Below are 23,256 nucleotides of genomic sequence, written 5' to 3'. Positions count from 1 at the left end.
TTACAATTATGGAGGAACAGCATAACTTCGTTTAACAAAAAAGCAAAACAATGATTAAGATGCACCCTTATTTAAACTTCAACGGCCAGGCCGAAGAAGCATTTAATTTCTATAAGTCGGTATTTGGCGGCGAATTTATCACCTTGATGAAGATGAGCGATGCACCCGGTGCTGAGCAGTTGCCCGAGGCAGAGAAAAACCTTGTAATGCATGTTGCACTGCCTATCAACGAAAATTTAATATTGATGGCATCTGATTGTGTTCCTTCTGCAGGCCATGTGCTTAACAAAGGAAACAATATGTATGTCAGCATCAGTCCTGAAAGCCGTGAAGAGGCAGAAAGATTGTTCAATGGCTTATCAGCCGGAGGCGAAATAGAAATGCCACTTGAAGATCAGTTCTGGGGCGATTATTTTGGCAGCTTTAAAGATAAATACGGGATCTGCTGGATGGTAAATTTCGGCACCTATAAATAAGTTTAACTAAAAAGGCTTATCATACCGGATTGTACTGGTTTGATAAGCCTTTCTTTATGCTTTATAAGGCTGAAAACATGGCATTAAATGTGCCGGTTTTACTTTGTCAGTGTATCCCAGATCACTTTATAAACATCTGGTGCCGCTAAGGTTTCCGTAATTTTCGAATCGGTAATTAACACCGGTTTATAACTGTCAGAAACCCCTACACGCCCGTGTGAGCCTTTCACCAGCGTTGCATCAAGCGGAATAACGTCCATAACATACCTGAAACCCGCTTTCTTACGAAGCAATTTATAACCTGCCCTGAGCTTCGAACTCATAAACATTTCAACAGGGTCGTAACCTGGTTTTTTGTGGATATCCACACATCGGGCATAGTCAGGCGCCTTCGCATCATCCAGCCAGAAATAATAGGTAAACCAGCTGTTCTCTTTTGCACTCACCACAAAATCGCCCGAACGCTCATGGTTAATATGGTATGCTTCCTGTTCCTTTTTGTCTAAAACCAAATCTATTCCAGGTGTACTTTTAAGTATTGCTTTAACCTCTGCAGTTACGCTCTTATCGTTAATATAGATGTGTGCAACCTGATGATCGGCAACAGCGAATGCTTTTGAAGCGCCGGGATCGAGCAGTTCTAACCCGCGTTCTTCCCTGATCCCAATTAAACCTTTTTCCCTGAAAATGCGGTTCAGGTGAATAGGTTTACTTACCGGCTCAATTCCATATTCGGAAAGGAGAATAATTTTAGCACCCTTCTTTTCGTAAAAACGAACAAGCTCCTCTACAACCTGATCAATCTCTTTTAGTTCAGGGCTTATTTTCTCAAGATCGGGTCCAAACTTCTGCAAACAATAATCCAGATGTGGCAGGTAAATCAGTGTAAGTGTTGGCCGATGAAGTTCTTCGGTTTCCATTGCTGCATCTGCTATCCACCTGGTCGATTTTATATTTGCGCCTGGTCCCCAGAACTGAAACAAGGGAAATTGCCCTAATTTCTGTTGTAAATGATCACGTAATTCAGCTGGCTGCGAATAGCAATCAGGCAACTTTCGGCCATCAGCCAGGTAATTAGGCCTGGGTGTTACCGAAAAATCGGCATTTGAGTACATGTTGTACCACCAGAACATATTGGAGCAGGTAAAAGAAGGATCAGCCTCCTTTGCCTTGTCCCATATTTTCGCTGCATCCACAAGCTTGTTCGATTGCTTCCAGAATTTGATTTCGCTGTCTGTGTGGTCGTACCAGCCATTGCCAACAATGCCGTTTTCTGAAGGATATTTACCCGTAAGGTAGCTCGATTGAACGCTGGTGGTTACGGCTGGTAACAAAGGTTCGATGTTGCTAATGTTTTTATCGGCAATATATTTCTGAAGAAATGGTGTGTGTGCCCCAATAACTGATTTCGATAAACCTACAATATCTATAACAACTGTTTTATGCATAACTTAAGCTCCTAAAGTGTTTTTTACCCATTGCAGTTCTCTTGCAATAGAGTCGTTTAATGGTGCTTTTAAAGCCTCTGGAAGCACCCCCCAGGTATAAGTTTCAACTTCAAGGTGATTGGTAAAAGGGTTGCTCAGGTAATATTCCAAAACCTCCTTAATATCGGCCTGGGTTGATTGTATAAGCCCCATATCTGCCACAAAAATAGGTACATGGAAATGTGCCCGCCATTCTGATGAAGCTGGGTTTTTCCTGTCGGCAAGCGCATCCGAAAGGTCCGGATAGCGGATTAAGCTACCATCGCTTTGCTGTGCAATTACCTGATGCAGGTAGGTGGGTTCGTCAAAACGGGCAAGTTCATTTATTACGGCTTCACGCTTAAGCTCATCTGCCGGTAATTTCGCTTTTAAGGCCGCACTGATCTGGATTTTTCCAACTAGAATTTCCTTTTCTGCCAGTTGCTTGATAATTGCCGTATGTGGCTCGTAACCAATCGCGAAATGGCATACATCATAACACAAAGTAATGTGTTCCTTTATAACCGAAACCGGTAAATGCGAACCTGCCTTAAGTAATGTATTTTCATACCAGTCGATAAACTCTGGTCCCGATTCCAGGAAACCATCTGGTTCTGGCTCAATATCAAGGTGAAGGCTTTTTCCCGTACGCTCTTTTATTTCCTGAAGTGCTTCTGCTACCTTTAATATATTTAATGTAGCTTCTGCTGTAGCTTGTTTTTGTTCACCGGCAGTTGCAAACCATGGCTTATAGCTCAGTGGGGAGGTAGAAATACCACCATCCATGCCTTCGGGAACTAAGGCTGCAAGCAAATTAAACAAACGAAGTGTGTAATCAAGCCTTTCATTGCTGGTCCAGTCTGGCGCATGCACCTGATCTTTAACCCTGGTGTGATGAAAACCACCGTAAGGGAAGCCGTTCATGGTGAAAACATAGGCATCAACAGCCTCAAGCCAGGCTTTAAACTCCTGCAGGTGATTTCCGGCTGCTAATTCTGTGCTGGCAAGATTAGAAAGACGAAGACCTATGCCCATTGGCTTATCGGGCGACAGCTGTGCCTTTAATTGTGGAAAGCTATCTTTTAAAACGGCAAAATGTGCCGACCAGCTTTCGCCGGCATATATATTGGTACAAAAAGTTAAATGTCCTGAATTGATTTTCATGCCCTTAAATTGCTGATTGAAGATTCGACTGGTGGTTTAAAATTTCAGCAGCCTGTTTTAAGATTTCAGCATCCATTTCATGCACTTCCTCGCCGCTACCAAGCCCTGTTAATAAGGTGATGGTTAGTGCGCCTCCAAGGTGTTCTCTGAATTCTTCAAGTCCTTGCAAAATCGGACTGCTGTTGCCGCTTACCTGCAATAAAGGATGTGTTAATTCAAAACCAAGTGCCTGTATGAGCTTAATTACCCTTTGCGAGTCGGCTTCACTTAATCTGCCTGATAAGCTTGAATAAACGGTGTCAAGGGCAATCCCCATGGCCACGGCTTCCCCATGCCTGATTTCAAAATTGGTAAGGTATTCGAGTTTATGTGCACTCCAATGGCCAAAATCGAGCGGGCGGGCTGAGCCGCTTTCAAACGGATCGCCGCTTCTGATATGCTCCATATGTAATTTTGCACATTTCCAGATTTGATAATTCATGGCCTCCTGATCACGGTTGGCCATGGCTTCGGCATTTGCTTCTAGCCACTCAAAAAACTCGCGGTCTTTGATCAGGGCTACTTTAACCGCCTCTGCAATTCCCGAACGCCAGTCACGGTCTGATAATGTTTTTAAAAACTGTTCATCATTAAACACGGCTACGGGAGGGGAAAAGGTTCCCAGAAAATTCTTTTTATTGAAATAGTTAATGCCGTTTTTTACGCCTACACCCGAATCGTTTTGCGACAATACCGTTGTAGGTATACGGATATGCTTGATGCCACGGTGCGCTACATTTGCCGCATAGCCTACCATATCCAGTAAAGCACCACCACCAATGGCGGCAATGTACGAATGGCGATCGATACCATATTCATTCATGGCAGTTAAAACGGCATCGAAATATTTCGTTTCATTCTTTACAATTTCTCCTCCCGGGATAACCAGGATGTCCTGAACAAGTTCAACGGCATTAAAAACATTAAAATAGCTTTTAATTTGCGTGGTCAGGTCCGGATGTGTATTTGCCACGCCTTCATCCACAACAAAGAAAATCTTTTTTACTGATTGCGATTGATTTAAACCGGCAAGAAAGTTTCCAAGTAAATCGTTCTCAGCCGAAAAAAGTGCTGCGGTAAAGAAAACGTTAAAGTTATATTGTACGGTAAAGGATTGTTGTAAATGTTCCATATAAATTGGATAATCTTTTTAAACGGGATAGATAAATCAGGTGACGGCAAATAATTTGGAAAGCCACATAGATAAAGGTAAAAGTGCGGCAATGATAAATGCCAGGATTAGTGCATCGAACGTTACCGCCCAGGCCGCATCCATTAAAATTAAGGAAATTACACCAGCCTTAACAGCGCCGCCAATGTTTTTGCCAATTGGTTCGTTAATCGCTTTTGTTAATGGTTTAAAAATCATCCATGTAAAAGGTAAAAGAAAAAGTAACGACCATAGCAAACGACCGTTGAAAAATGCAAAGCAGGCTATTGCACCAATTACAACCGCATATAGGAATGCCGCGATGTAAAGGTTTTTAGCAGTTCCACCATGTACTTCACCACGGCTGGTCATGGTAATCGAAAAGATATAAATTACCGGAATTACGGCTAAAAGATAGTGGTGCTGCAACATTTCAGGCAGAATACTTATGCCCAAAAGCAAATTTAAGCCCCGGCAAATGCCCATATTCAATGGACCGAAAAACGGATGGTGCTTACCGCTTTTGTTATAAAGCAGGGCAAAACAGCTCACACCCAGGGCCAGCAAACCAGAAACTAAGCTGGTTATTGCAGCAAGGGCAATACCGCAAATGAGTAGTGCGCTTCCTAAAATGGTGGCATTTGTTAAGCTGATGATTCCACTTGGTATAGCCCGCTCCGGTCTTTCTATTTTATCGAGCTCGGCGTCAAAAACATCGTTAAAAACAATACCTCCGCCATACAAACAGGCCGTAGAAAGACAAAGGCAAACAATAGCGGGCCATGGCGTGGCCGTACTGCTTAACAACACGCCCGAAATGGCAATACCTGCAAGAATATCAGCAACAGAAGTTACGATATTTGCAGGCCGCATAATGCGTAAATAAGCGAATAGTTTTCCCAATTTATTTAACTGATAATAATTGACGATTTATCGGTACGAGGCTGTTGCCCGCCACGTAAAATCGTATTCCCTTCAAATTTCTCCGACTGATCGATATTTTGAGGCGCAGTAAAGTCTGCCTCGTCAATTTGTCCGCTTTGTGCAAAAGCCTTAATCGCATTGCGATAAGTTACCAGTTCAATATCGGCATCGCTGATACCTTTTAACTTCATCAAAGCAGCAGTTTTAGGTACTGCCAATGGGTCGCTGATGCCCCAATCGGCCGCAGAATTTACCATAATACGTTCCGAGCCATATTGCTTTACCACTTCAACCATTCTTTCATTACCCATTTTTGTAAAAGGGTAGATGGTAAAAGCAGCAAAAAAACCACGGTCTAAAACTTCTTTAACGGTTTCTTCATTGTTATGGTCTATAATAACCTGATAAGGATCTAATCCATGCTCAATCGCGATATCCATACTGCGTTGCGTACCTTTTTTCTTATCGCGGTGCGGGGTATGAACCTGTACGGGTAAACCTGCTTCTTTGGCAAGTTCCAGTTGCTGGCGGTAATATTTCTCTTCGGCGGCAGTCTGGTCGTCGAAACCAATTTCCCCGATACCTACAACGCCTTCTTTGTAAATAAATAAGGGTAGGATTTCCATTACCTGCTCGGCAAGGGCTTCATTGTTCGCTTCACGCGAATTTAAACCAATGGTACAATAATGTTTTATACCAAACTGCGAAGAACGGAAACGCTCCCAGCCAATAAGGCTACTGTAATAATCCCTGAAACTATCTAAACCTGTACGGGGCTGACCAAGCCAGAAAGCAGGCTCAATCAGGGCTACCACACCGGCATCGGCCATCGCCTGGTAATCATCGGTAGTTCTGGAAGTCATGTGCACATGCGGATCGAAAAACTTCATTCCTTTTACTGCACTTATATCAAACGCTTCGGGCTCACCCATCGTCGCTCTGTCTCTTTCAATCGAATTACTGCAACACATTTTACGCTATTTTTAATTTGTAGCCAGGGATATCCTGAACAGCACTATTTACTTAAATGACTAAGTTCGGGAATTTGACTGATATATACTTTTGCGGGTTGATAATCAGACTTAGCAATGGCAAGGACAATAGCCTCCTGTGCTGCCTGATCGGGTTTTGTTAAGCCAATTTTTATGGCTTCGAAAATTTCATCGTTAATAAATGGAGCCATAAAACGCCAGAGCCGCGGATTTACTTCCCGCCCAGCGGCATAACGCTCACGTGCATAATCGCTAAGGGTTAATGCAAGCGGCTTATTTGCCCTTTCACCTATACCGGCAATTTTATCGATGGCTTTCTCCGTGAAAAACGCTTTTAAAACAAGCTGGTTCCATGCCGCTTCACCAAGGTATTTCGCCGGATAAGGATTGTTCTCCATAATGGCTTCGAGTACCGAGCCGATATTACTCCTGATACCTTCCGCACAACGCATTGCCCAGCTTTCGGGCTTAGTGAGAAAGGGTAAAGCTGAATAGAGGGCTACAGCCTCATTCATCTCAGCCGAAAGAAATAAATTTTCGATAACCGGATGTGCTTGTTCAGCCGCCTCGAAACTTTGTTTCCCAAGCAACCAAACCCTTGCCAGCTGGTCGATAGTCCATTTGTTTATATAGCCAAAACCAGCCGCTTCAAGTGCACTTTGCTGTTCAGCTGAAACCTTTAAGCCCGCTTTCCCTGTTTTACGCGGAAGCATAACAAAAGCCTGCCCAAGCTTATTTACTGCTGTTGCTTCACCGGCTGTTTTGAGCCATGCGAAAGCATTATCATCCGTATTGTCTTTTATGATATTTAAGAGCAGGTTGTCCGTATTTCCAAAATCACTAATCGCCATGAGAAAAACATTTTATGGTTATGCAAAAACGCCTGCTGCTACCAGGTAGTTAATCAGCAAAGCCCCTGCAATAATAAGCAATCCGAAAAACTCTCTGGTTTGCTCTATGTAAGGTTTTGTTGCCTGCATGCTTTCTACCAGGCTGGGTTTATTGTATTTGGTTATCCAATCGCGGACACCATCCTTTGCAAAGAAAATTTTAATTGCATAGATCAGGTAGAAAGTAATTAATGCCAGGTAAACATAAGGATAGAACAAGCTTGCAGCCGCCAGTCCACAGCATATTGCCGCAGCCATGTAAATTGGCACCCATAACCATGAATCCTTATCGTTAAGGTTAACATATGCAAAACCAATAAAGGAAATGCAGAAAATTACATTAAGTATTATTAAAATCATTTAGGTATAATTATAAATAGCCGCAGCTAAATCGATTTTCTTTGGCTTAACAAAGTTATTTAATTCGATTGCTATATTACACTAAAGATTGTAAATTATATATAGCGTTTAGCCTTTGTGACAAAAAAATATCAGATTTGACCCCATTAAAAAAACTAAAGAAAAGCATCAGCTGTGCATTTCCTTTAAACGACTGAGGCTATTGCGGTAACGTTCGCCTACGGGAATTTCGGTGTCGTTGATTCTTATTCCGTTTTTGGAGATTTCAGCTACTGCCATTCCATTAACCAGGTAAGAACGGTGGAGCCTGATGAAGCTGTGCGCAGGTAACAAAGTAGAGAGGTATTTCATGGTCATGTGCACCATGTGATTCCCGTTTTGGGTATATAGCATAATGTAATCACCAATAGATTGTGCATACAGGATTTCGGCATGTGGCACTTTTAAAAGCCTGCCATTAACTTTAAAATAAGTATAACTTTTATCTTCCTGAACTTTTATAGGTTGCTGCTTAAAATATTTATCCAGGCTCTTTTGGAAACGTTCATTGGTAATGGGCTTAAGCAGGTAATCGACAGCTTCAAGGTCGTAACTTAAAGCTGCATATTCAAGAAAAGCTGTTGTAAAAATTACAGCCGGGGGTGCTTTTAATGCACTGAGAAAAGTAATTCCATCCATGCCCGGCATTTTCACATCGAGGAACATTAAATCGATCTGTTTATTTTGAAGCTGCTCAAATGCCGCAGATGCCATGCTGCACTGTTCAACCAGACACAGGCGTTCATCAGCGTTTATATAAGCCGCCAGAATTTCCTGCGCAAGTGGTTCATCATCAACAATCAGGCAGTTTATCATTTCATTTCTATGGTTAAATAAACCTGGTAAATGGCTCCCGAATTTTCCTCAGTCAGGTTGTACCGGTTCGGGTATAACATTTCGAGCCTTTTCTTCACATTATACAACCCGATTCCACCGGTTTCAGGCTTTTTATCAGCTATGCTGTTGCTCACTTCCATGGTTAACTCATTTTCGGCCTTGCAGATTAAAATAGTTACAAAGCCTCCTCTTTCTTCTTCCTGAACGCCATGTTTAAAAGCATTTTCAATAAAAGGCAATAAAAGTAAGGGGCTGATTTCACTTTGCTGATCAATACCCTGCTCTTCAAAATTAATTGTTATTGCACTACGGTACCTGATGCGCTCAACTTCAACATAATTCCTGATAAAAGCAATTTCCTCTGCAAGTGAGACCATTTGGCATGCTGACTTATAAAGAATATAACGCATCATTTCTGATAAGCGATGCACCAATGGTGCCGTATCGGCCGATTTTTGCAACGCCAGGCTGTAAATATTGTTTAAGGTGTTAAAGAAGAAATGGGGGTGCAGCTGTGCCTTTAAATAAGTTAACTCTGATAGGAGCTGCTGTTCTTTTAATGTTTTTAGCTGCTCTTTCTGCTTAGATGAATGAATAAAATAAGCCAGGAAACTTACGCCGCAGAATTGTAAAATAATATAATTGAAAGTAAAACCAAGCCGCTCTAAATGATACCATTTTATAGCATCCTTTCGTATGCCTTCCGATAGAAAATGCAGGTGTGAAATGAGCAGGTAACTTGCTTTTTTGAAGAAAAAGAAAGCAATCAAAAAACCCAAAATTAACAGCACAAAGGAAAGCAGTTTATTCTCACGCAGGCAGTAATGCAAGCCCAGATAGAACAAGGTAAAAGCGATTACATTAAACGTACCATAAACCAGGCTAAACTCCAGTTCTTTAGCAGAAATACCAAAAAAATGCTTTTCCCAGAAATTATATTCAAAGCTGGAAAGTAAGCCAACCAGATAGAAATAAACCAAAAAGAAAATGATTTCTATAGCGAGGTATTTCGGAATTTTAAAATGGGTATTGAAGCGCACGCAACAAGGTAAAAATTATTTACCGATCTGTCCTTGGCTTTGAATAATTTTCGATGAATACGCCTCTTTTTTCGATAAATACTCTTTTTCACATTCTATCGAATTAATAGGGTGCTTAATCTAAATTCAAAAAACAAATCGTTTACGGAGTATACTTTTGAGGTATAAATTTAAACCCGAACGCATGAAAAAGCTACACCACACAGGCCTCTTATTGATGCTTTTATTCCTATCCCTTTCATTGAAAGCACAAACCCATAAAGTCAGCGGAACAACAACGGGTGTCGACGACGGAACATGGTTATACCTCCGTTCATCATCACCGGAAAAGATTTTGGATTCTGCACAAGTAATAAATGGTTCATTCAGTCTTTCTGCTATAACGGATGAGCAGGTAAGTCAGCTGATTATTTATACCCCAGGATATAAGAATTATGTTTATTTCTGGGCAGAACAAAACACAAAACTGCAACTGAAAAACGGTGAATTTAAAAAGGCCATTATTACAGGTTCAAAAACACAGGAACTGGCGGCTGCACGGGCAAAACTCCAGGAACCAATCCGTAAAAAGCAAGACAGCCTGAATAGCCTTTTAACCCTGGAAAAAGATAAGGAAAAAGCGAAAACTTTACAGCAACTGCTGGCATCAGCCCGGAAGGAGGAAAAGCTGTTGGATATCAACGATGTTAAAAACAACCCTAATTCCATCATCAGCGCCTACACATTAAGCGTTTATGCATCAACCTGGGGAAAAGAAAAATCAGCTGAACTTTATAGTAATTTTAGTAATGAGCTGAAAAATTCAGCTTACGGGAAATCCATATATGATTTTATCAGCCTTAATAAAGAAATAAAAGTAGGTGGCAAATTTGCCGATTTTGAACAAGCCAATACACAAGGCAAAAACATTAAGCTATCCGATATCAAGGGGAAATATATTTTATTGGAGTTTTGGGCATCGTGGTGTGGCCCCTGCAGAGAAGAAAACCCGAAACTTGTATCTACCTATAACTTATTTAAAGATAAAGGTTTTACGGTGCTGGGCGTTTCGGCCGATGAAGTTAAAGCCAGTTGGTTAAAGGCCATTAAGGACGACAAACTGCCCTGGGAAAACGTAAGCGACTTAAGGGGCGATAAAAACAAGGCCGCTCTTATTTATGGCATTAGTGCCTATCCCACCAATTTTCTGATAGATGCCCAGGGTACCATTATTGCAAAAAACTTAAGGGGCGATGCCTTAAAAGAAAAACTTGAAGCATTGCTGATACAAAAAAAGGAACTTTAATAAGTTCCTTTTTTTGTCTGTGATTCGGTAATTATTGCTGAACCTTGATTTCAGTTCTTCTGTTAAGCATTCTGCCTTCTTCACTTGTATTGCTGCTTACCGGATCTTTTTCTCCATGACCAACAATGGTAAAGTTCGATGCTTTAAGTCCGGCATTTACAAAATAAGATTTCACTGAGTTAGCCCTGTCAACAGATAGGGATAGGTTATGCTCAGGTGTTCCTTCTGCTGATGAGTAACCGTTCAATACAAACTTGGTTTCAGGCGATTTTTTCATCTCCGTTACCGCTTTATCTAAAATAGAAAACGATGCGGTTTTTAATACAGATGAGTTAAACTCAAACTGAATATTATCCAGATTAAAATTAGGTTTTTCTACTGGAGCTGGCTGTTCCGCTTCCTTTTGAGGTGCTGGTTCAGGTTTTTTCTCTTCTACAGGTGCTGTAGGTTTAGCCACTGGTGCAGGATCTGGCTTGGCTACCATTTTCTTTGCTTTACATGAATACATCGTGATAACCGATAATCCGATGAGCGCTGAAAATAAATAGTTTTTAATGAAGTTCATTTTTTTAGGGGTTTAATTAAATCTGATTTTACAATAATAACGGCTTTTTTTTAAAGAACTTATATGAATATAAAATCAGGCACCTTAGTTTGCCCTGTATCGCTTTAAAATGATGCCCCCAGGGAAATGGAAAAGCAATCAGGTGAAAGCCCCTTTAAACGTGCTAAAACAACTTTTTGAGCATCCCTTTTTCTTTAATCCATATTGTATTGAGCTTGCCGAGGTCTGTCTGGGAAACGAACGTTAAAGAAAGTTAAAAGCTAGCTCTTGTTACGGATTCTTCGTAGATTTAATTAATCATCATTAACCCTACCCGAAAACATGACAAAATATTCCCTCTTCATTTTATCATTATGTTGCTTAACCGCTGCACATGCACAACAACAAACGGCCGAAATTTTTAAAGCAACAGCAGCAAAAATCAAAACACTAAAAAGCATAAGCTATAAAGTACAGTTTACAGATAAAAACCCTTTTAGTAAGGATGATATCGCCACAGGTAAAAGCACCGCTTCAATCTTGTTTAATCAGGATGGTACGGTAAAATACAAACGGGAAAAAACCAATATCAATGATGGGCAAACGGTTTATCAAAGTATTTACAAAACAGGAAGGCTATACGGATTAAGCCTTCCCGACAGCACCTACACTGATGAAGAGCCTAAAGAAAAAGTTACCACAGACATTACAGCATTTACGACCTTACTGATTGATAATTTAAATAAAAATCCTCAAAAGATAATCCGTAAGGCCGATACGGTATTTCGCAATAAAAGATGTTTTAATTTCCTCATCAAACTATATGATTCCTTGCTGAATGGTAATCATGATTATACCTATAAACAAATCCTCATTGAACAAAAAACCATGTTGCCGGCTTATTTAAAGGAAACCGGCGCAGGGATGACTTATAAAGAAGGTCTTCCACTAGGGCGTTTAATTTTCTTTAACGAAAAAAGCTTTTCCGATATAAAAATTAATCAAAAGGTAGCAGTTTTACCTTTGGAAACAACAGGATTTACGAAACCAAATACACAAATGCTCGATATCGGAGCTAAAGCGCCGGCACTTGTTATAAAAGATCTGTCAGGAGGTATACCGGATGTTAAAATAGGTAATAAGAAACTGCTTTTGATTATTTTTGGAGCGACAGACTGTCCGGCAAATCCGCTGGCCAACCCGATGGTTAATCGAATTTATACCAAATATGCCACTGATAATTTTGCCATTGTAAATATTTACACCAATGAAACGACAGATCAGGTTAAAAAATACATTGAGGCTAACAACATAAAATTCCCTGTATATACTGCCTCCCGAAAGCTGGGCAAGGAATTTAAAACTGCAGGTACACCGAATTTTTATTTGATCGACAAAAACGGCATCGTGGTGAGTAAATCGAAAGGTTACGCAGAATCATTAGAAGAACGTTTTACTAAAGAGATAGACAAATTATTAGGAAAATAATGATCATAAAAAAAATGGGATCGGCCTTTGCCAATCCCATCTACGGTTACATAATCAGCATATCTGGTACTTTCCTATAATCAAAATATTGCCTTCGCCATCGCAGCGACTTGATTATTTAACCGAGCTACGCAGGTAAATATTACCATAGTTTGAACTGATGCTGAAGTCAGGTCCTTTACCGGGCATAGCTGTTATGGATGTAAAAAAATTCTGTTCCTTTTGCTCAGTAGGTTTTAGGCTTAGGTTGCTGTAAATTTTTCCGTAATGATTGGTTAGCGTTAACTTCCCGATTTTGCTTTCTGTTAAGGTAGCATCAATACCACCATATTTTGCATCTACTTTTATCGGACCTTCAAAATTATTCAGCTCTACCATACCGTAAACAGAAGCCAGATCCGTTTCTACATTCGCCGGAACCTTGACATCAAGCGTTACCTCGATGTCTTTTTGCTGGTAATAGGAGATACTGCCCTCCGTATTTCTGTTTTTGCGATAGTTATCCATGTCGGCCTTTGTAGTAAAGCGTGTCTTAATACCATTTTCAACCACAAAGTAAGCCTCCGGAATGCTATCAAACTCGAGCTTGTTTTTGATGGAAACTTTTCCATCAGCCGATGAGCCGATCAGGCTGAAGGCATTATTGCTTTCGCCCTGGTTAATCTTAACCGTTGCTTCCACCGAAACTTCATTTTTATCCCATGTACTGATACGGATCACCTTTGGGTAATCGAAGCGAAGCTCAACGGTTTGTCCCTTTGCTACCGGGAACGACTTGGTTATTTTCGTTTGAGAAAGGGCAATGCATGGCACTAAGGCTATAAATAGCCCAAAAAATATTGCTTTCATAATTTAATGATTTTACAAGGTGGACCTGTTCTGCCAGCAACAGAAAATCACTTCCGAACAGGCTTGAGAATGCTTTAAGAGTCTTATTTCTCTCTTAAATAAACATTTTTGTAGTTCGATTTCAAGATAACATCTGCGCCGCCGCCATTAAGTTTACCTTTAAGGCTTTCCCTGTCTTTTCTGATGTAAGATTCTACATTGATACTACCTTGACCATTCATGGTATAAGAAGTTGTTGCAAAGCTCTGACCTGTTGTTGTTGTTAATCCCTGAACGCTTCCTGATGTGAATGCAGCTTCTGGTTTTTCGTTTGTACCTTTCTCCACTGCGATTTTAAAACCTTCGCCGGCATATAAATTACCATAGCTTGTACCCAGCTCAACATTAGCCTTAGTGCTTGCAGGCATTGATACATCTACATAACCATAAACCGAAATAATAGAAACCGGGCCTTTTATCTCGCCTGAGAAACTGGCATCAACCGAGCCATAAAGACTTTTTACGTTCATTGGTCCTGTATTGTTTTCCAGCTTAATTTTAGTGTAGTTTACCGAAATCTCGATTTCATTTTTTAAGTTTCTTAAAATCAGTTCGTCCTGGTTTACGGCAGTGTTATTAAAGGCAATTTTAATGTCTTGCGGTACTTTAATGGTAATAATTCCACTACGTACCCCTTTGCGAACAGTATTCACATTAATCTCATCGCCTTTCTCTGATACATCGATGCCCATTCCGGTATTATCTACAAAACCTGAACCGCTGATGATGCGAAGGCCTTTGGCTCTTTCATCTACTACATCATTATCCGATTTGGCGGTGCTGAAAATAATTTCCTTACCATTATAACCTTCTACAATTGCACCGCTGATGTTCAGGTTTAACTTTCCTGAGCTTTTGGCAAGCTTGTATTCTTTCTGTGCCGAGGCCGACAAGGTAACGGCCACAAGCGCAACAATTACTGCTAGTTGTTTTTTCATTTGTTTGCTTTTTTTAATTCAATTATTATAGTTTATCTTCTTTAAGTAAAAGGCTGTATGCTTCATCTTTAACGGCATCGAACGTATTCGGATCGTTAGCCAGGGCATAAAGTTTATCGTTAATATTCAGGTTTTTCATCTTACCAAGTAGGTTCACAAGACCAAGCTGCACCATAGGGTCGCTTTGTGTGTTTAATGAGCGTACCAGCAATGCCGAAACATGTGCATCATAACTGTATTTTTCGAGCACACTCAGTGCCGCAAGCCTTACGTTACTGTTTTCATCGTGGTTTAAGGTACTGGCCAGTCGGTTCATTACATCATTGCTAACCTGGCCCGATTTATCCAGTTCCAGTATGGCAGCAAGCCTCGTACTTGATGAACTGCTGTCGCTCAGCTTGGCATAAACATTCGTCATTGCATCGGGCTGTGGCATCACCCTGAACTTTGGTTTTACATGCTTAACATTTGAAGCAAAAACGATATGTTCTTTTTCCTGCTCCTGCAAGGCAATAACAGGTTCAGCTTTCCGGTCTTCTTGCGGCATTGCCATTGGCTGCTTTTTTACTTGCTGCACCAGCTTTTCCGTGGAAGATGTTGTGTTGCCAATCCTTAGTATTAAAAACGCGGCACCTGCTACCAGCAATACCGAAGCGGCTACCATCCATTTTGTGGCCGGCCAGAGTTTTTTAACCTTTTTTTCCGGTTCAGGCTGTTTCATCCTGGCCTTAAATCCCTCAAGGTTAAAGGCCGGGGCCTCAAGCTCATCGAATGCGGCCCTGTTCTGCGCTACAAATTCTTTTATCGGATCATTCATAATAAGACTTGTCTTTTAATGATAATAATATTTTTTTCTTCGCCCGGTGGTACTGCGTACGTACCGTAGCGTGCGATATTCCCAGCATAACCGCTATTTCTTCCTGGTTCATCTTTTCGAACAAATACAGGCTCAAAATGGTGCGATAACCATCGGGCAAATCCTCTATACTTCTTTTCACATCCTCCACCTTGCATTCGAAAATTTCATTTTCATCAGCATCATATTCCTCATCGGCCGCCAGTTCCATTTCACCCATATCCGTAAAGGCTATTTTCCTTCTCCGTAAATGGTTAATCGAACGGTTTATAGCCAGCCTTCTTACCCAGGCCTCAAAACTCACCAGACTTTTCAACTTCTCCGGCTGCCCGAAAACAGTGAAAAATGTTTCCTGCAGTATATCTTCCGCTTCGCCCGTATGGGAAACAATGCGGCTGATGGAATTGTATATGCGCCCTGCATAACGGTTATAAAGGCCGGTATATCCCGAGTCTTTACCTTCAAGGCACATTGCAATCAGTTCCTGATCAGTTATCTGTTCTTTTGAGTACAATATCGTGTCGTTAAATTAGCTTCGTAATAGGTTTCTGTATGGAAGTCGCAGGATGCCACATAATGTTGCATCAATTATTGAAATTATTTTAAAATTATTTTGCCGGATGGTGATTCCTGCTACAAGATAGGTAAATAATTCTCCTGAACCTCCCCCAAATCATCCCATAAAGTGATTAAGATCACTTCCCGCTAAGGGCTGATTCTGCAACTTTAAGCTGTAAATCAAAAAGATACAGCTATGTTAGGCAATTTAAACAAAAGAGAACTTATCGATTTTCTGGAACAACAGGTTGTTGGCCGCCTTGGCTGCCATGCCGATGGCGAAACCTACATTGTGCCCATTAATTACGTTTACCGTGATAATGCCATTTATGCCCACTCAGGAAAAGGCAGAAAGATCGATATGATGCGGGCAAACCCTAAGGTGTGTTTTCAGGTCGATGAAATCACCGATACATTCAGGTGGAAGAGTGCTATCCTTTGGGGAAATTACATCGAGCTTGAAGGTGCGGAGCGCCAGCAGGCCATGCAGGGGATTATCCACCGCATTATGCCCCTTACCAACCGCCCAACTGAAGAACCTTCACACGGCATTAAGCCCGAAGAACATGAACATATTATTGTGTATAAGATTGTGCTGACAGCCGTTAGTGGTAGATATGAAGCGCATGATATAGAAGCTTAGGGCGATGACCTTAAACAGGTTCAGCCTAACAGGTTAAATCTGTAAAATCGCAGCCATTAGTTAAAAAGCTGCCTGAATACGCCTGGCGACATGTTCGTTTTCTTTTTAAAAAGCGTACTGAACGATTGTGCATGCTCAAAACCCAGTGCATAGGCAATTTCACTTACTGACAAGGCAGTAGTAGAAAGCTGTTCTTTTGCTTTTTCAATCAGCCTTTCATGGATGTGCTGCTGCGTATTCTGCCCGGTATGAATGCGCAGTAAATCACTCAGGTAATTGGGCGACAGGTTCATCAAACCTGCAATATGTTGTACCGTTAACAGCCCCTGTTCACTGGCCTGCTGTTCATTGAAATATTCGTCAACCAGTGAGTCAAATTTCGCCAGCAGCTGGTGGTTGTTGTTTTTCCGGGTAATAAACTGCCGCTCATAAAAGCGGTTGGAATAGTTGAGCAATAACTCTATCTGCGAGAGGATAATCTCCTGTGTATGGCGGTCGATGTGCGCACATTCCTTGTCAATTTTATTTAAAATGGCAATCAGATCGGCCTCCTCTTCCGCCGAAAGGTGTAAGGCTTCGTTTACGGCATAAGAGAAAAAACCGTAGCTGCCGATGTTGCTCGCCAGGGGATGTTTCAGCAGGAAATCAGGATGAAAACTAAGCAGGTAGCCCGAACCACATTCAACATGCTGCAAATCGAGGTATTGTACCTGGTTTGGTGCGGTAAAACTGAGCACACCTTTATCATAATCGTAATGCTGCTGTCCGTATTTTATTTTTCCCGTAGCTTCTCTTTTTAGGGCCACACAATAAAAACGGTTTACAAAGCCCTTCCAGATTTCATCTTCCAGAAAAATACAGCCTTCCAGGTTAATGACACTTACCAACGGGTGCAGCGGCTCGGGCAAGGATAAAAGTTTATGAAACTGCGAAACAGATTTAATGGCATTCATGATACGAATGTAAATATTTAAGGATAAAGCATAGGCTGCACGGTAAAATGCAGCCTACAAAAAATTAATCAATCAGCCCCATGCTAAAGGCATCATAAGGTTCGCCGGTATCGGTACCCAGTGGCACGATACTTTCCAGCTTGTCTAGATCAGCACTGCTAAGCATAATGGCCGCAGCCGCCAGGTTTTCCTCCAGGTATTTTCTCCTTTTGGTTCCCGGAATCGGAACAATTCCCTTACTGATAATCCAGGCGAGGGCAAGTTGCGATGGGCTCACCTGCTTTTCAGCAGCCATAGCCGATATAGCTGCTACAAGCTCAATATTTTTATGAAAATAAGCTTCCTGAAAGCGTGGTATCGCCCTGCGGAAATCATTTTCAGGTAAATCGTTTATACTTTTAATTTCGCCCGATAAAAAGCCCCTGCCCAATGGTGAGTAAGCCACGAAACCAATGCCCAAATCTTGCAGGGTTTTCAGGATCCCGCGTTCCTCAACAGTACGTTCGAACAACGAATATTCACTTTGTACAGCCGTAACCGGATGCACCGCATGTGCCCTTTTAATGGTTTCTGACGACACTTCCGACAAACCAATGTAACCGATTTTCCCTTCCTTTACCAGTTCGGCCATGGCGCCTACCGTTTCTTCGATCGGGGTATCTTTATCCAGCCGGTGCATGTAATACAAATCGATATAATCGGTATTCAGGTTTTTAAGCGAGCGTTCAACAGCTTTTTTTACATATTCCTTTTTGCCGTTGATGGCCCAGGTCACTTTATTCTCGTCGTTAATCTCCCAGCCAAATTTAGTGGCAATGGTATATTCATTGCGCTTTCCGGCAATGGCTTTGGCAATAAGCTGCTCATTTTTTAGTGGTCCGTATAAATCGGCAGTATCTAAAAAATTACCGGCCAGCTCAAGCGAACGGTGGATGGTAGCGATAGCCTCTGCTTCATCGGCAGGGCCATACATGTGTCCCTCTTCAAATCCGGTCATACCCATGCAACCCAAACCGATCTGCACAACCTCAAGACCTTCACTTCCTAATGCAATTTTTTTAATTTCCATAATTGTAAGCTTTTTTTGATAGCTCAAAGTTGGGCAAGTTACCAGAGGTACTTGTATGCAAAATCACGATTCTTGTATGCAAAACAAGGAAAGTCAAAACAGCCCTAACAGGGGCCATTCCGCTCATCAATTTTTTTAAGGATAAAAGACAATACCATGGTGTAGACCACATAGGTTACAAAAATAAAAAAGCCCGGTTGTAAGGCCGAATTGTTTGCCGTTACGGTTTTTAATGTATCGTTTTCGATGTTCAACCCGGAAAGCTGGCTTTTCAGGATACCATTAAGCCCGATATACGTCATGGCAATACCAACCACCATTACATCAGCCATATCCCATTTACCCAGGTCAAATGCCATAAAACGCAACACCTTTCGGCTGCCAAAAAGGTGTGCACAGGAAACATGAATGCCCCTTGCCACAAGCCGTAAAAAGGGAAGGGCTACAACAAAAACCAGCAGCAGCACACCAACCAGCACGGCATCAGGTTTCGACTGCTCAATCAGGGTGCCGATAATGCCAAGTATGCTTTTGCTCTGGAAGAAAAGCACCTGGTTCGTAAAAGCAATTTTATCGCCCAGCAATGCAAATTCAAGTGTTTTAATCCTCGCATCAACTTCTATGATGGGCGCAGTTACGCCAAGGGCAAGCAATATTACGGCAAAGAGCAACGACATGATAAAGAGCGGCACATGGAGCTGCTCGCGCTTCCTTAAAAAAACCCACATCAATAAAACCACAGTAACACAACCAAGGATAAAAAGTGCCGCAGAAAAGCTTTCTTCTTTAATCTGTGCCAGCCTTTTATTTACCAGCTGCTCAAAACGGCTGTTATTGGCAACATGGTATTTGCGGTAAATGTTACGTTCAACCGTACTGATGGTGGTATCGGTACGGTCGTAGGTTTGCTTTTCCAGTTCATCTACCTTGCTTGTGGCAATACCTTTTATCTTTTTTAAACTGCTGGGGCTGGTAATCTTAAGTACAATGGTCCGGGCAAAGGAGGGTACCAGGGCATGCAGCTCATCTACATCCACAAAGCTTTTAAAAGCCAGTTTCTTGAGTTTGCCCCCCAGGCTTTTCTGTGGCTTGGTAATTTCCGAAACCGCATCATTAATCAGGTTATGCAGTTCTTTCTCTACCTGCCTTTGCATATCCTTTTTCTGGTCGCCGGTAAGTTTAAATCCCTTTACCCGCTGATCAACAACAGCCGAAATTTTTTCGCCCCATCTGTCTACTGAGAAAATGCCGAAAGTAATGTTGTTCGAGAGGCTGTAATCTTCTTTGATGTGCTTTTGTTCTACAGTGAGGTGATAGAAACGATAGCTGAAAAATGCGGCCACAACCAGTAACACACTGAGCAAAAGCATCAGCGCCGCGAAGGCCACCTTACTGGTTTTTACAGGCTTATGTTGAGGAAGATTAGTATGCTGTTCCATAAAAAATAATCGTAAGGTTAATGGGCATCATGCGGTGTAATAAATTTCAGGATTGTAGAAAGGATTAGGCCATACAGTACAAAACTGATAAAGATGATGTAACCTGGCTGTAATGCCGTATTGTTGGTGGTAAGAATGGTTAAGGAATCGTTCCTGATATTAAGTGCCTGCAGCTGCCCTTCTAGCAAACCATTAAGCCCGATATAGGCCATCAGGATGGCAATTACAATTACATCGGCCATACTCCATTTACCCGACTGAAAGGCAAAATATTTAATCACGCCATTCTCGGCCAGCTTTTTATTGCCCAGCAGGTGTACACCTGTTGAACTTAGCTTTACAACGGGAAAAAGAATGCTGAAAACAAGGATAAGCACCCCTACCAAAATGGAATCTATTCCCGGCTGCCCAATCAGTACCCTTACTACATCCATAATGCTTTTACTCTGGAAAAAAAGCACCTGATCTTTAAAGGTAACATGCTCACCAAGCAGCACAAAATCGAGCGATCGGATGCGGGCATCTACCTCAATCATCGATGCCGTAAGACCTACCGCCAGCAGGATGAAAGCAAAAAGCAACGACATGATAAAAAGCGGCACATGCAGGTCGCGGCGCTTACGCAAGCCCCACCAGAAAGCCAGTACAATAACCACGCAAGCCAGCATGGCAAAAGAATGGGCATAGGTTTTTTTACGTATTTCCGAAAGCTGCGAAACCAGCTTGTCATTTAATGCATCGGTAGAAGTTACACCATACCTTTTGTACATGGCTTTCACAGCTTTACCATTAATTACAAATGCACTGTCGAGCTTTTCTTCATTGGCCAGCTGGTTAAATTCGCCCATCGCCATTTTACTCAGCTGCCGCTTGTTACGGGGGTTATCTACTTCAGCAATAATCTTTCTGGCAAATACCGGTACCTGTGCCCTGATGCTGTCTGAATTAACAAAATTGCGGATAGCGAACTTCTGGATTTTTCCGCTAAGCGTTTTCTTAGGTTTGTTTACCAACCCTTCTGCCTTGGTAATCAAGGCATTTAATACCTGCTCAATCTCACCCTGTAATACTTTTTTCTGTCGCTTTGTCATTTTCAGGTTGCGCACCTGGTGATGTACAATGTCTGCCACATTGTCTTTCCATTTCTGTACTGAAAAAAGCCCGTAAGTGATATTGTTGATATTAGCATAATCTTCCTTAATCTGTTCCTGATGATTGGAAAGCTCATGCAACCTGAAACCAGAATAACCCTCGGCAGCCAGTAATATAGCCAGCACCGCAATCAGGAGCAGTTTGGCAAGAACGCCTTTGTTTTTTGCTAATGTTTTCAAAATTAAAATGCTTAGGTAACGCTAATTCATTTTCATCGCTAAGGATGAACAGGCCGGCAGGAGTAAACCTTGCCGGATATTGCAGTTAAACCAACAATAAGGCAAAAAGGTTTTACATCACCTTTTATTAATTATGGGCAATAATGCTATTTATAAAGGGAGCAACAACTCATTTAAACTGATTAATGGGTTAAACTTTACAGCTATTCAAAAAATTAACACAATTAATCATACAACTTATACTGCTTTTGTCGTTAATTGGTATTAAATTTGTCTAACTAATCAATAATGAGGAAGTTCCTTTGCATTTCCTGGATCATCTTACTGGGTTTGTCGGGCTGCAAAAAGAAGATTTGTGGCGTAATTACGGCAATCAGTACTGAGGCTTCGCCTGCAGATGGAAGACCTATGTATAAGATTTATTTGGAAAGTGGTGAGGTTGTACCTGTAAGAAGCAGGGGAAACTACCAGGTTGGAGAAGGTTATTGCAATGATTAAACAAGAAGATTTTGAAAAAAATGAGGATGTTTTTGCGGTGCTAAAAATTAATCCTGTAAAATTAAAAGAACTCCATACCGCTTTCGAACTCCATGGCGCATCGAATTCTATTACATTATTTACCATGCTGGGGCAGCTTGGTGCAAAAGATAAGGTAATTTATGCCCGGAAATCTGATCTGGAGATTGCCTTCGAAGCTTTCGAAAAGAAAGAGCAATAATAGCTAAACAAGTTCGGAAACTTTTTCCAGTAAAGTTTCTGATAAAAAAGGCTTCTGGATATAATGATCGCATTTGCTGTCGAAGGCCACGGCGGCATAATTCCCGGCACTCATGAGGATAATTTTGCGTGAAGCAGTAATCAGATTTTCCTTTAGCTGCAGGCATAAATCCATACCATTAAATTCACCAAAATTAATGTCAAGCAGAATCACATCAGGTTTAAGTAAGCTGATGTCGTCGATGATATTGATGCTATAGAGCTGGCTTAGGGTAACAATGGTATAGTTTTCGTGTTCAAATAAAAGGGCCAGGGCATCTAAAGTATTGTAATCATCATCAAGTATGAGTATGCGCTTTCGGCTCATGAATAGTTGCTTGTTTTTATAGGTTAAAATAATTCGGGCAGTTTAAAACGGTAACCAATACAAAAGGTTTCAGCACTGCCATCAAATGCTGCATCATTAAAATATCATCTGCAATGGTTAATTTCCTGAGCTTGGGTTGCTTTTCAGCATAAACGGCTACAGGACGGAAATGTTTTTATTCATTCTGTTCTTTGCACAGGGCTGGATATTTACCCTAAAATTGAATAAAATGGCTGTTTCCGATGCATTACATCGTTGGCGACTGCTGATAGATTTGCCATAGTTGGTTTTTGTCCGTGGTCTTTGGCTTCAACACAATCGGCGCATTCACTTCTGCCTTGTTGTTGGTTAAATACAGTGTACTTCCCTTTAGTTTTATCCGGTAAATATTTTCCCCAACTGCCTCGAAAGTGTAAAGCTGCGCTTCCTTACCCTTTTCCAGAGGCTGTTCTTCCAGTGTAGAGCCATCACTGCCCGCCTTTTGCTGAAAGGTTTTTCCTGTAAAGAGGTTTTTAAGCTGATAAACATTATCGCCTGCCGAAATGAAATCCCAGGTCATACATTTCCAGTTCTGAGGTTCATAAGCCACCAGCGGGGTTCCGTTCTTGCTGTTTGCATCCTTTACCCTTAATAACAGGCCGGTTTCTAAATTTTTTATGGCATAGTTGCCACTGATTTCCTGTGCAATGCCCATGGTGGTAAAAACCAGTAAAAACAGCAGCAGGAGGTAACTTCGTTTCCGGTTAAAGCCCTTCATTTTAAATGTTTTTTTTAAGGCAACAAGCAAATGGGAAAAGTGTTTT

General features: G+C 41.4%; 26 protein-coding genes. 6 read left to right on the top strand and 20 right to left on the bottom strand.

Annotation, left to right across the window (positions count from 1 at the left end; all coding sequences use genetic code 11):
• Nucleotides 1-50 precede the first annotated feature (50 nt).
• The gene (locus R2R71_RS06815) at nt 51-476 is read left to right on the top strand and encodes a VOC family protein (protein WP_316830508.1); all 426 of its coding nucleotides are present in this window, start codon (nt 51-53) and stop codon (nt 474-476) included.
• 98 nt (nt 477-574) lie between these two features.
• On the opposite strand, the gene R2R71_RS06810 is transcribed toward R2R71_RS06815, so the two are convergent.
• The 9 genes from R2R71_RS06810 to R2R71_RS06770 form a co-directional block, all read right to left on the bottom strand.
• Complete coding sequence (locus R2R71_RS06810; RefSeq protein ID WP_316830507.1) at nt 575-1,924, bottom strand: alkaline phosphatase family protein; 1,350 nt, start codon at nt 1,922-1,924, stop codon at nt 575-577.
• 3 nt (nt 1,925-1,927) lie between these two features.
• The gene (gene eboE / locus R2R71_RS06805; RefSeq protein ID WP_316830506.1) at nt 1,928-3,106 is read right to left on the bottom strand and encodes a metabolite traffic protein EboE; all 1,179 of its coding nucleotides are present in this window, start codon (nt 3,104-3,106) and stop codon (nt 1,928-1,930) included.
• A gap of 4 nt (nt 3,107-3,110) precedes the next feature.
• Nucleotides 3,111-4,277, bottom strand: coding sequence for a 3-dehydroquinate synthase (locus R2R71_RS06800; protein ID WP_316830505.1), 1,167 nt, complete (start codon nt 4,275-4,277; stop codon nt 3,111-3,113).
• 36 nt (nt 4,278-4,313) lie between these two features.
• Nucleotides 4,314-5,198, bottom strand: coding sequence for a UbiA-like protein EboC (gene eboC, locus R2R71_RS06795; RefSeq protein ID WP_316830504.1), 885 nt, complete (start codon nt 5,196-5,198; stop codon nt 4,314-4,316).
• Nucleotides 5,199-5,203: 5 nt separating this feature from the next.
• Nucleotides 5,204-6,151, bottom strand: coding sequence for a TatD family hydrolase (locus tag R2R71_RS06790; RefSeq protein ID WP_316830503.1), 948 nt, complete (start codon nt 6,149-6,151; stop codon nt 5,204-5,206).
• An 83-nt stretch (nt 6,152-6,234) separates the two neighbouring features.
• Complete coding sequence (locus tag R2R71_RS06785) at nt 6,235-7,062, bottom strand: EboA domain-containing protein (RefSeq protein ID WP_316830502.1); 828 nt, start codon at nt 7,060-7,062, stop codon at nt 6,235-6,237.
• An 18-nt stretch (nt 7,063-7,080) separates the two neighbouring features.
• A complete protein-coding gene (locus R2R71_RS06780) occupies nt 7,081-7,461 on the bottom strand; it encodes a transmembrane 220 family protein (RefSeq protein ID WP_316830501.1) in 381 nt (126 codons plus the stop codon).
• A 168-nt stretch (nt 7,462-7,629) separates the two neighbouring features.
• The gene (locus tag R2R71_RS06775; protein ID WP_316830500.1) at nt 7,630-8,316 is read right to left on the bottom strand and encodes a LytTR family DNA-binding domain-containing protein; all 687 of its coding nucleotides are present in this window, start codon (nt 8,314-8,316) and stop codon (nt 7,630-7,632) included.
• Nucleotides 8,313-9,377, bottom strand: a complete 1,065-nt coding sequence (locus R2R71_RS06770) for a sensor histidine kinase (protein WP_316830499.1) — start codon at nt 9,375-9,377, stop codon at nt 8,313-8,315. Before R2R71_RS06770 ends, R2R71_RS06775 begins: the two co-directional genes overlap by 4 nt.
• 184 nt (nt 9,378-9,561) lie before the next feature.
• Between R2R71_RS06770 and R2R71_RS06765 the strand changes: the two genes are divergently transcribed.
• The gene (locus R2R71_RS06765; RefSeq protein ID WP_316830498.1) at nt 9,562-10,662 is read left to right on the top strand and encodes an AhpC/TSA family protein; all 1,101 of its coding nucleotides are present in this window, start codon (nt 9,562-9,564) and stop codon (nt 10,660-10,662) included.
• A 31-nt stretch (nt 10,663-10,693) separates the two neighbouring features.
• Here R2R71_RS06765 and R2R71_RS06760 read toward each other — a convergent pair whose 3' ends face one another.
• Nucleotides 10,694-11,227 carry an OmpA family protein gene (locus tag R2R71_RS06760; RefSeq protein ID WP_316830497.1) on the bottom strand — a complete coding sequence of 178 codons (534 nt, stop codon included), beginning with the start codon at nt 11,225-11,227 and terminating at the stop codon, nt 10,694-10,696.
• A 321-nt stretch (nt 11,228-11,548) separates the two neighbouring features.
• On the opposite strand from R2R71_RS06760, the gene R2R71_RS06755 reads away from it, so the two are divergent.
• The gene (locus R2R71_RS06755) at nt 11,549-12,694 is read left to right on the top strand and encodes a TlpA disulfide reductase family protein (protein WP_316830496.1); all 1,146 of its coding nucleotides are present in this window, start codon (nt 11,549-11,551) and stop codon (nt 12,692-12,694) included.
• Nucleotides 12,695-12,808: 114 nt separating this feature from the next.
• On the opposite strand, the gene R2R71_RS06750 is transcribed toward R2R71_RS06755, so the two are convergent.
• The 4 genes from R2R71_RS06750 to R2R71_RS06735 all read right to left on the bottom strand — a co-directional run bounded on the left by R2R71_RS06750 (nt 12,809) and on the right by R2R71_RS06735 (nt 15,890).
• Entirely contained in the window at nt 12,809-13,543 is a 735-nt protein-coding gene (locus R2R71_RS06750) for a hypothetical protein (RefSeq protein WP_316830495.1), read from the bottom strand.
• 83 nt (nt 13,544-13,626) lie between these two features.
• Nucleotides 13,627-14,520 carry a DUF4097 family beta strand repeat-containing protein gene (locus R2R71_RS06745; protein WP_316830494.1) on the bottom strand — a complete coding sequence of 298 codons (894 nt, stop codon included), beginning with the start codon at nt 14,518-14,520 and terminating at the stop codon, nt 13,627-13,629.
• Between the two features lie 25 nt (nt 14,521-14,545).
• A complete protein-coding gene (locus tag R2R71_RS06740; protein ID WP_316830493.1) occupies nt 14,546-15,337 on the bottom strand; it encodes a HEAT repeat domain-containing protein in 792 nt (263 codons plus the stop codon).
• Nucleotides 15,330-15,890 (bottom strand): RNA polymerase sigma factor, encoded by a 561-nt coding sequence (locus R2R71_RS06735; protein ID WP_316830492.1) that lies wholly within the window; start codon nt 15,888-15,890, stop codon nt 15,330-15,332. The genes R2R71_RS06740 and R2R71_RS06735 overlap by 8 nt, the downstream gene beginning before the upstream one ends.
• 240 nt (nt 15,891-16,130) lie before the next feature.
• Here R2R71_RS06735 and R2R71_RS06730 point away from each other — a divergent pair, with 240 nt between their 5' ends.
• A complete protein-coding gene (locus R2R71_RS06730) occupies nt 16,131-16,577 on the top strand; it encodes a pyridoxamine 5'-phosphate oxidase family protein (RefSeq protein WP_316830491.1) in 447 nt (148 codons plus the stop codon).
• 56 nt (nt 16,578-16,633) lie between these two features.
• Here the strand turns inward: R2R71_RS06730 and R2R71_RS06725 are convergent, their stop codons facing one another.
• The 4 genes from R2R71_RS06725 to R2R71_RS06710 all read right to left on the bottom strand — a co-directional run bounded on the left by R2R71_RS06725 (nt 16,634) and on the right by R2R71_RS06710 (nt 21,369).
• Nucleotides 16,634-17,530, bottom strand: a complete 897-nt coding sequence (locus R2R71_RS06725; RefSeq protein ID WP_316830490.1) for a helix-turn-helix transcriptional regulator — start codon at nt 17,528-17,530, stop codon at nt 16,634-16,636.
• Nucleotides 17,531-17,594: 64 nt separating this feature from the next.
• A complete protein-coding gene (locus tag R2R71_RS06720) occupies nt 17,595-18,599 on the bottom strand; it encodes an aldo/keto reductase (RefSeq protein WP_316830489.1) in 1,005 nt (334 codons plus the stop codon).
• A 104-nt stretch (nt 18,600-18,703) separates the two neighbouring features.
• The gene (locus tag R2R71_RS06715) at nt 18,704-20,038 is read right to left on the bottom strand and encodes a paraquat-inducible protein A (RefSeq protein WP_316830488.1); all 1,335 of its coding nucleotides are present in this window, start codon (nt 20,036-20,038) and stop codon (nt 18,704-18,706) included.
• A gap of 17 nt (nt 20,039-20,055) precedes the next feature.
• Nucleotides 20,056-21,369, bottom strand: a complete 1,314-nt coding sequence (locus R2R71_RS06710) for a paraquat-inducible protein A (RefSeq protein ID WP_316830487.1) — start codon at nt 21,367-21,369, stop codon at nt 20,056-20,058.
• 288 nt (nt 21,370-21,657) lie between these two features.
• On the opposite strand from R2R71_RS06710, the gene R2R71_RS06705 reads away from it, so the two are divergent.
• On the top strand, nt 21,658-21,867 hold the full coding sequence (locus tag R2R71_RS06705) for a hypothetical protein (RefSeq protein WP_316830486.1): 210 nt from the start codon (nt 21,658-21,660) through the stop codon (nt 21,865-21,867).
• Nucleotides 21,860-22,087, top strand: coding sequence for a hypothetical protein (locus R2R71_RS06700; RefSeq protein ID WP_316830485.1), 228 nt, complete (start codon nt 21,860-21,862; stop codon nt 22,085-22,087). The genes R2R71_RS06705 and R2R71_RS06700 overlap by 8 nt, the downstream gene beginning before the upstream one ends.
• 3 nt (nt 22,088-22,090) lie before the next feature.
• On the opposite strand, the gene R2R71_RS06695 is transcribed toward R2R71_RS06700, so the two are convergent.
• Together R2R71_RS06695 and R2R71_RS06690 are read right to left on the bottom strand one after the other, a co-directional pair.
• On the bottom strand, nt 22,091-22,453 hold the full coding sequence (locus R2R71_RS06695) for a response regulator (protein WP_316830484.1): 363 nt from the start codon (nt 22,451-22,453) through the stop codon (nt 22,091-22,093).
• 247 nt (nt 22,454-22,700) lie between these two features.
• Entirely contained in the window at nt 22,701-23,210 is a 510-nt protein-coding gene (locus tag R2R71_RS06690) for an RICIN domain-containing protein (protein ID WP_316830483.1), read from the bottom strand.
• Nucleotides 23,211-23,256: the final 46 nt, after the last annotated feature.

It is taken from the genome of Pedobacter aquatilis (assembly GCF_032678405.1).
Lineage (GTDB): Bacteria > Bacteroidota > Bacteroidia > Sphingobacteriales > Sphingobacteriaceae > Pedobacter > Pedobacter aquatilis_A.
The sequence above is the reverse complement of the archived record's forward strand: the minus strand, read 5'-3'. Positions and strand labels throughout refer to the sequence as shown.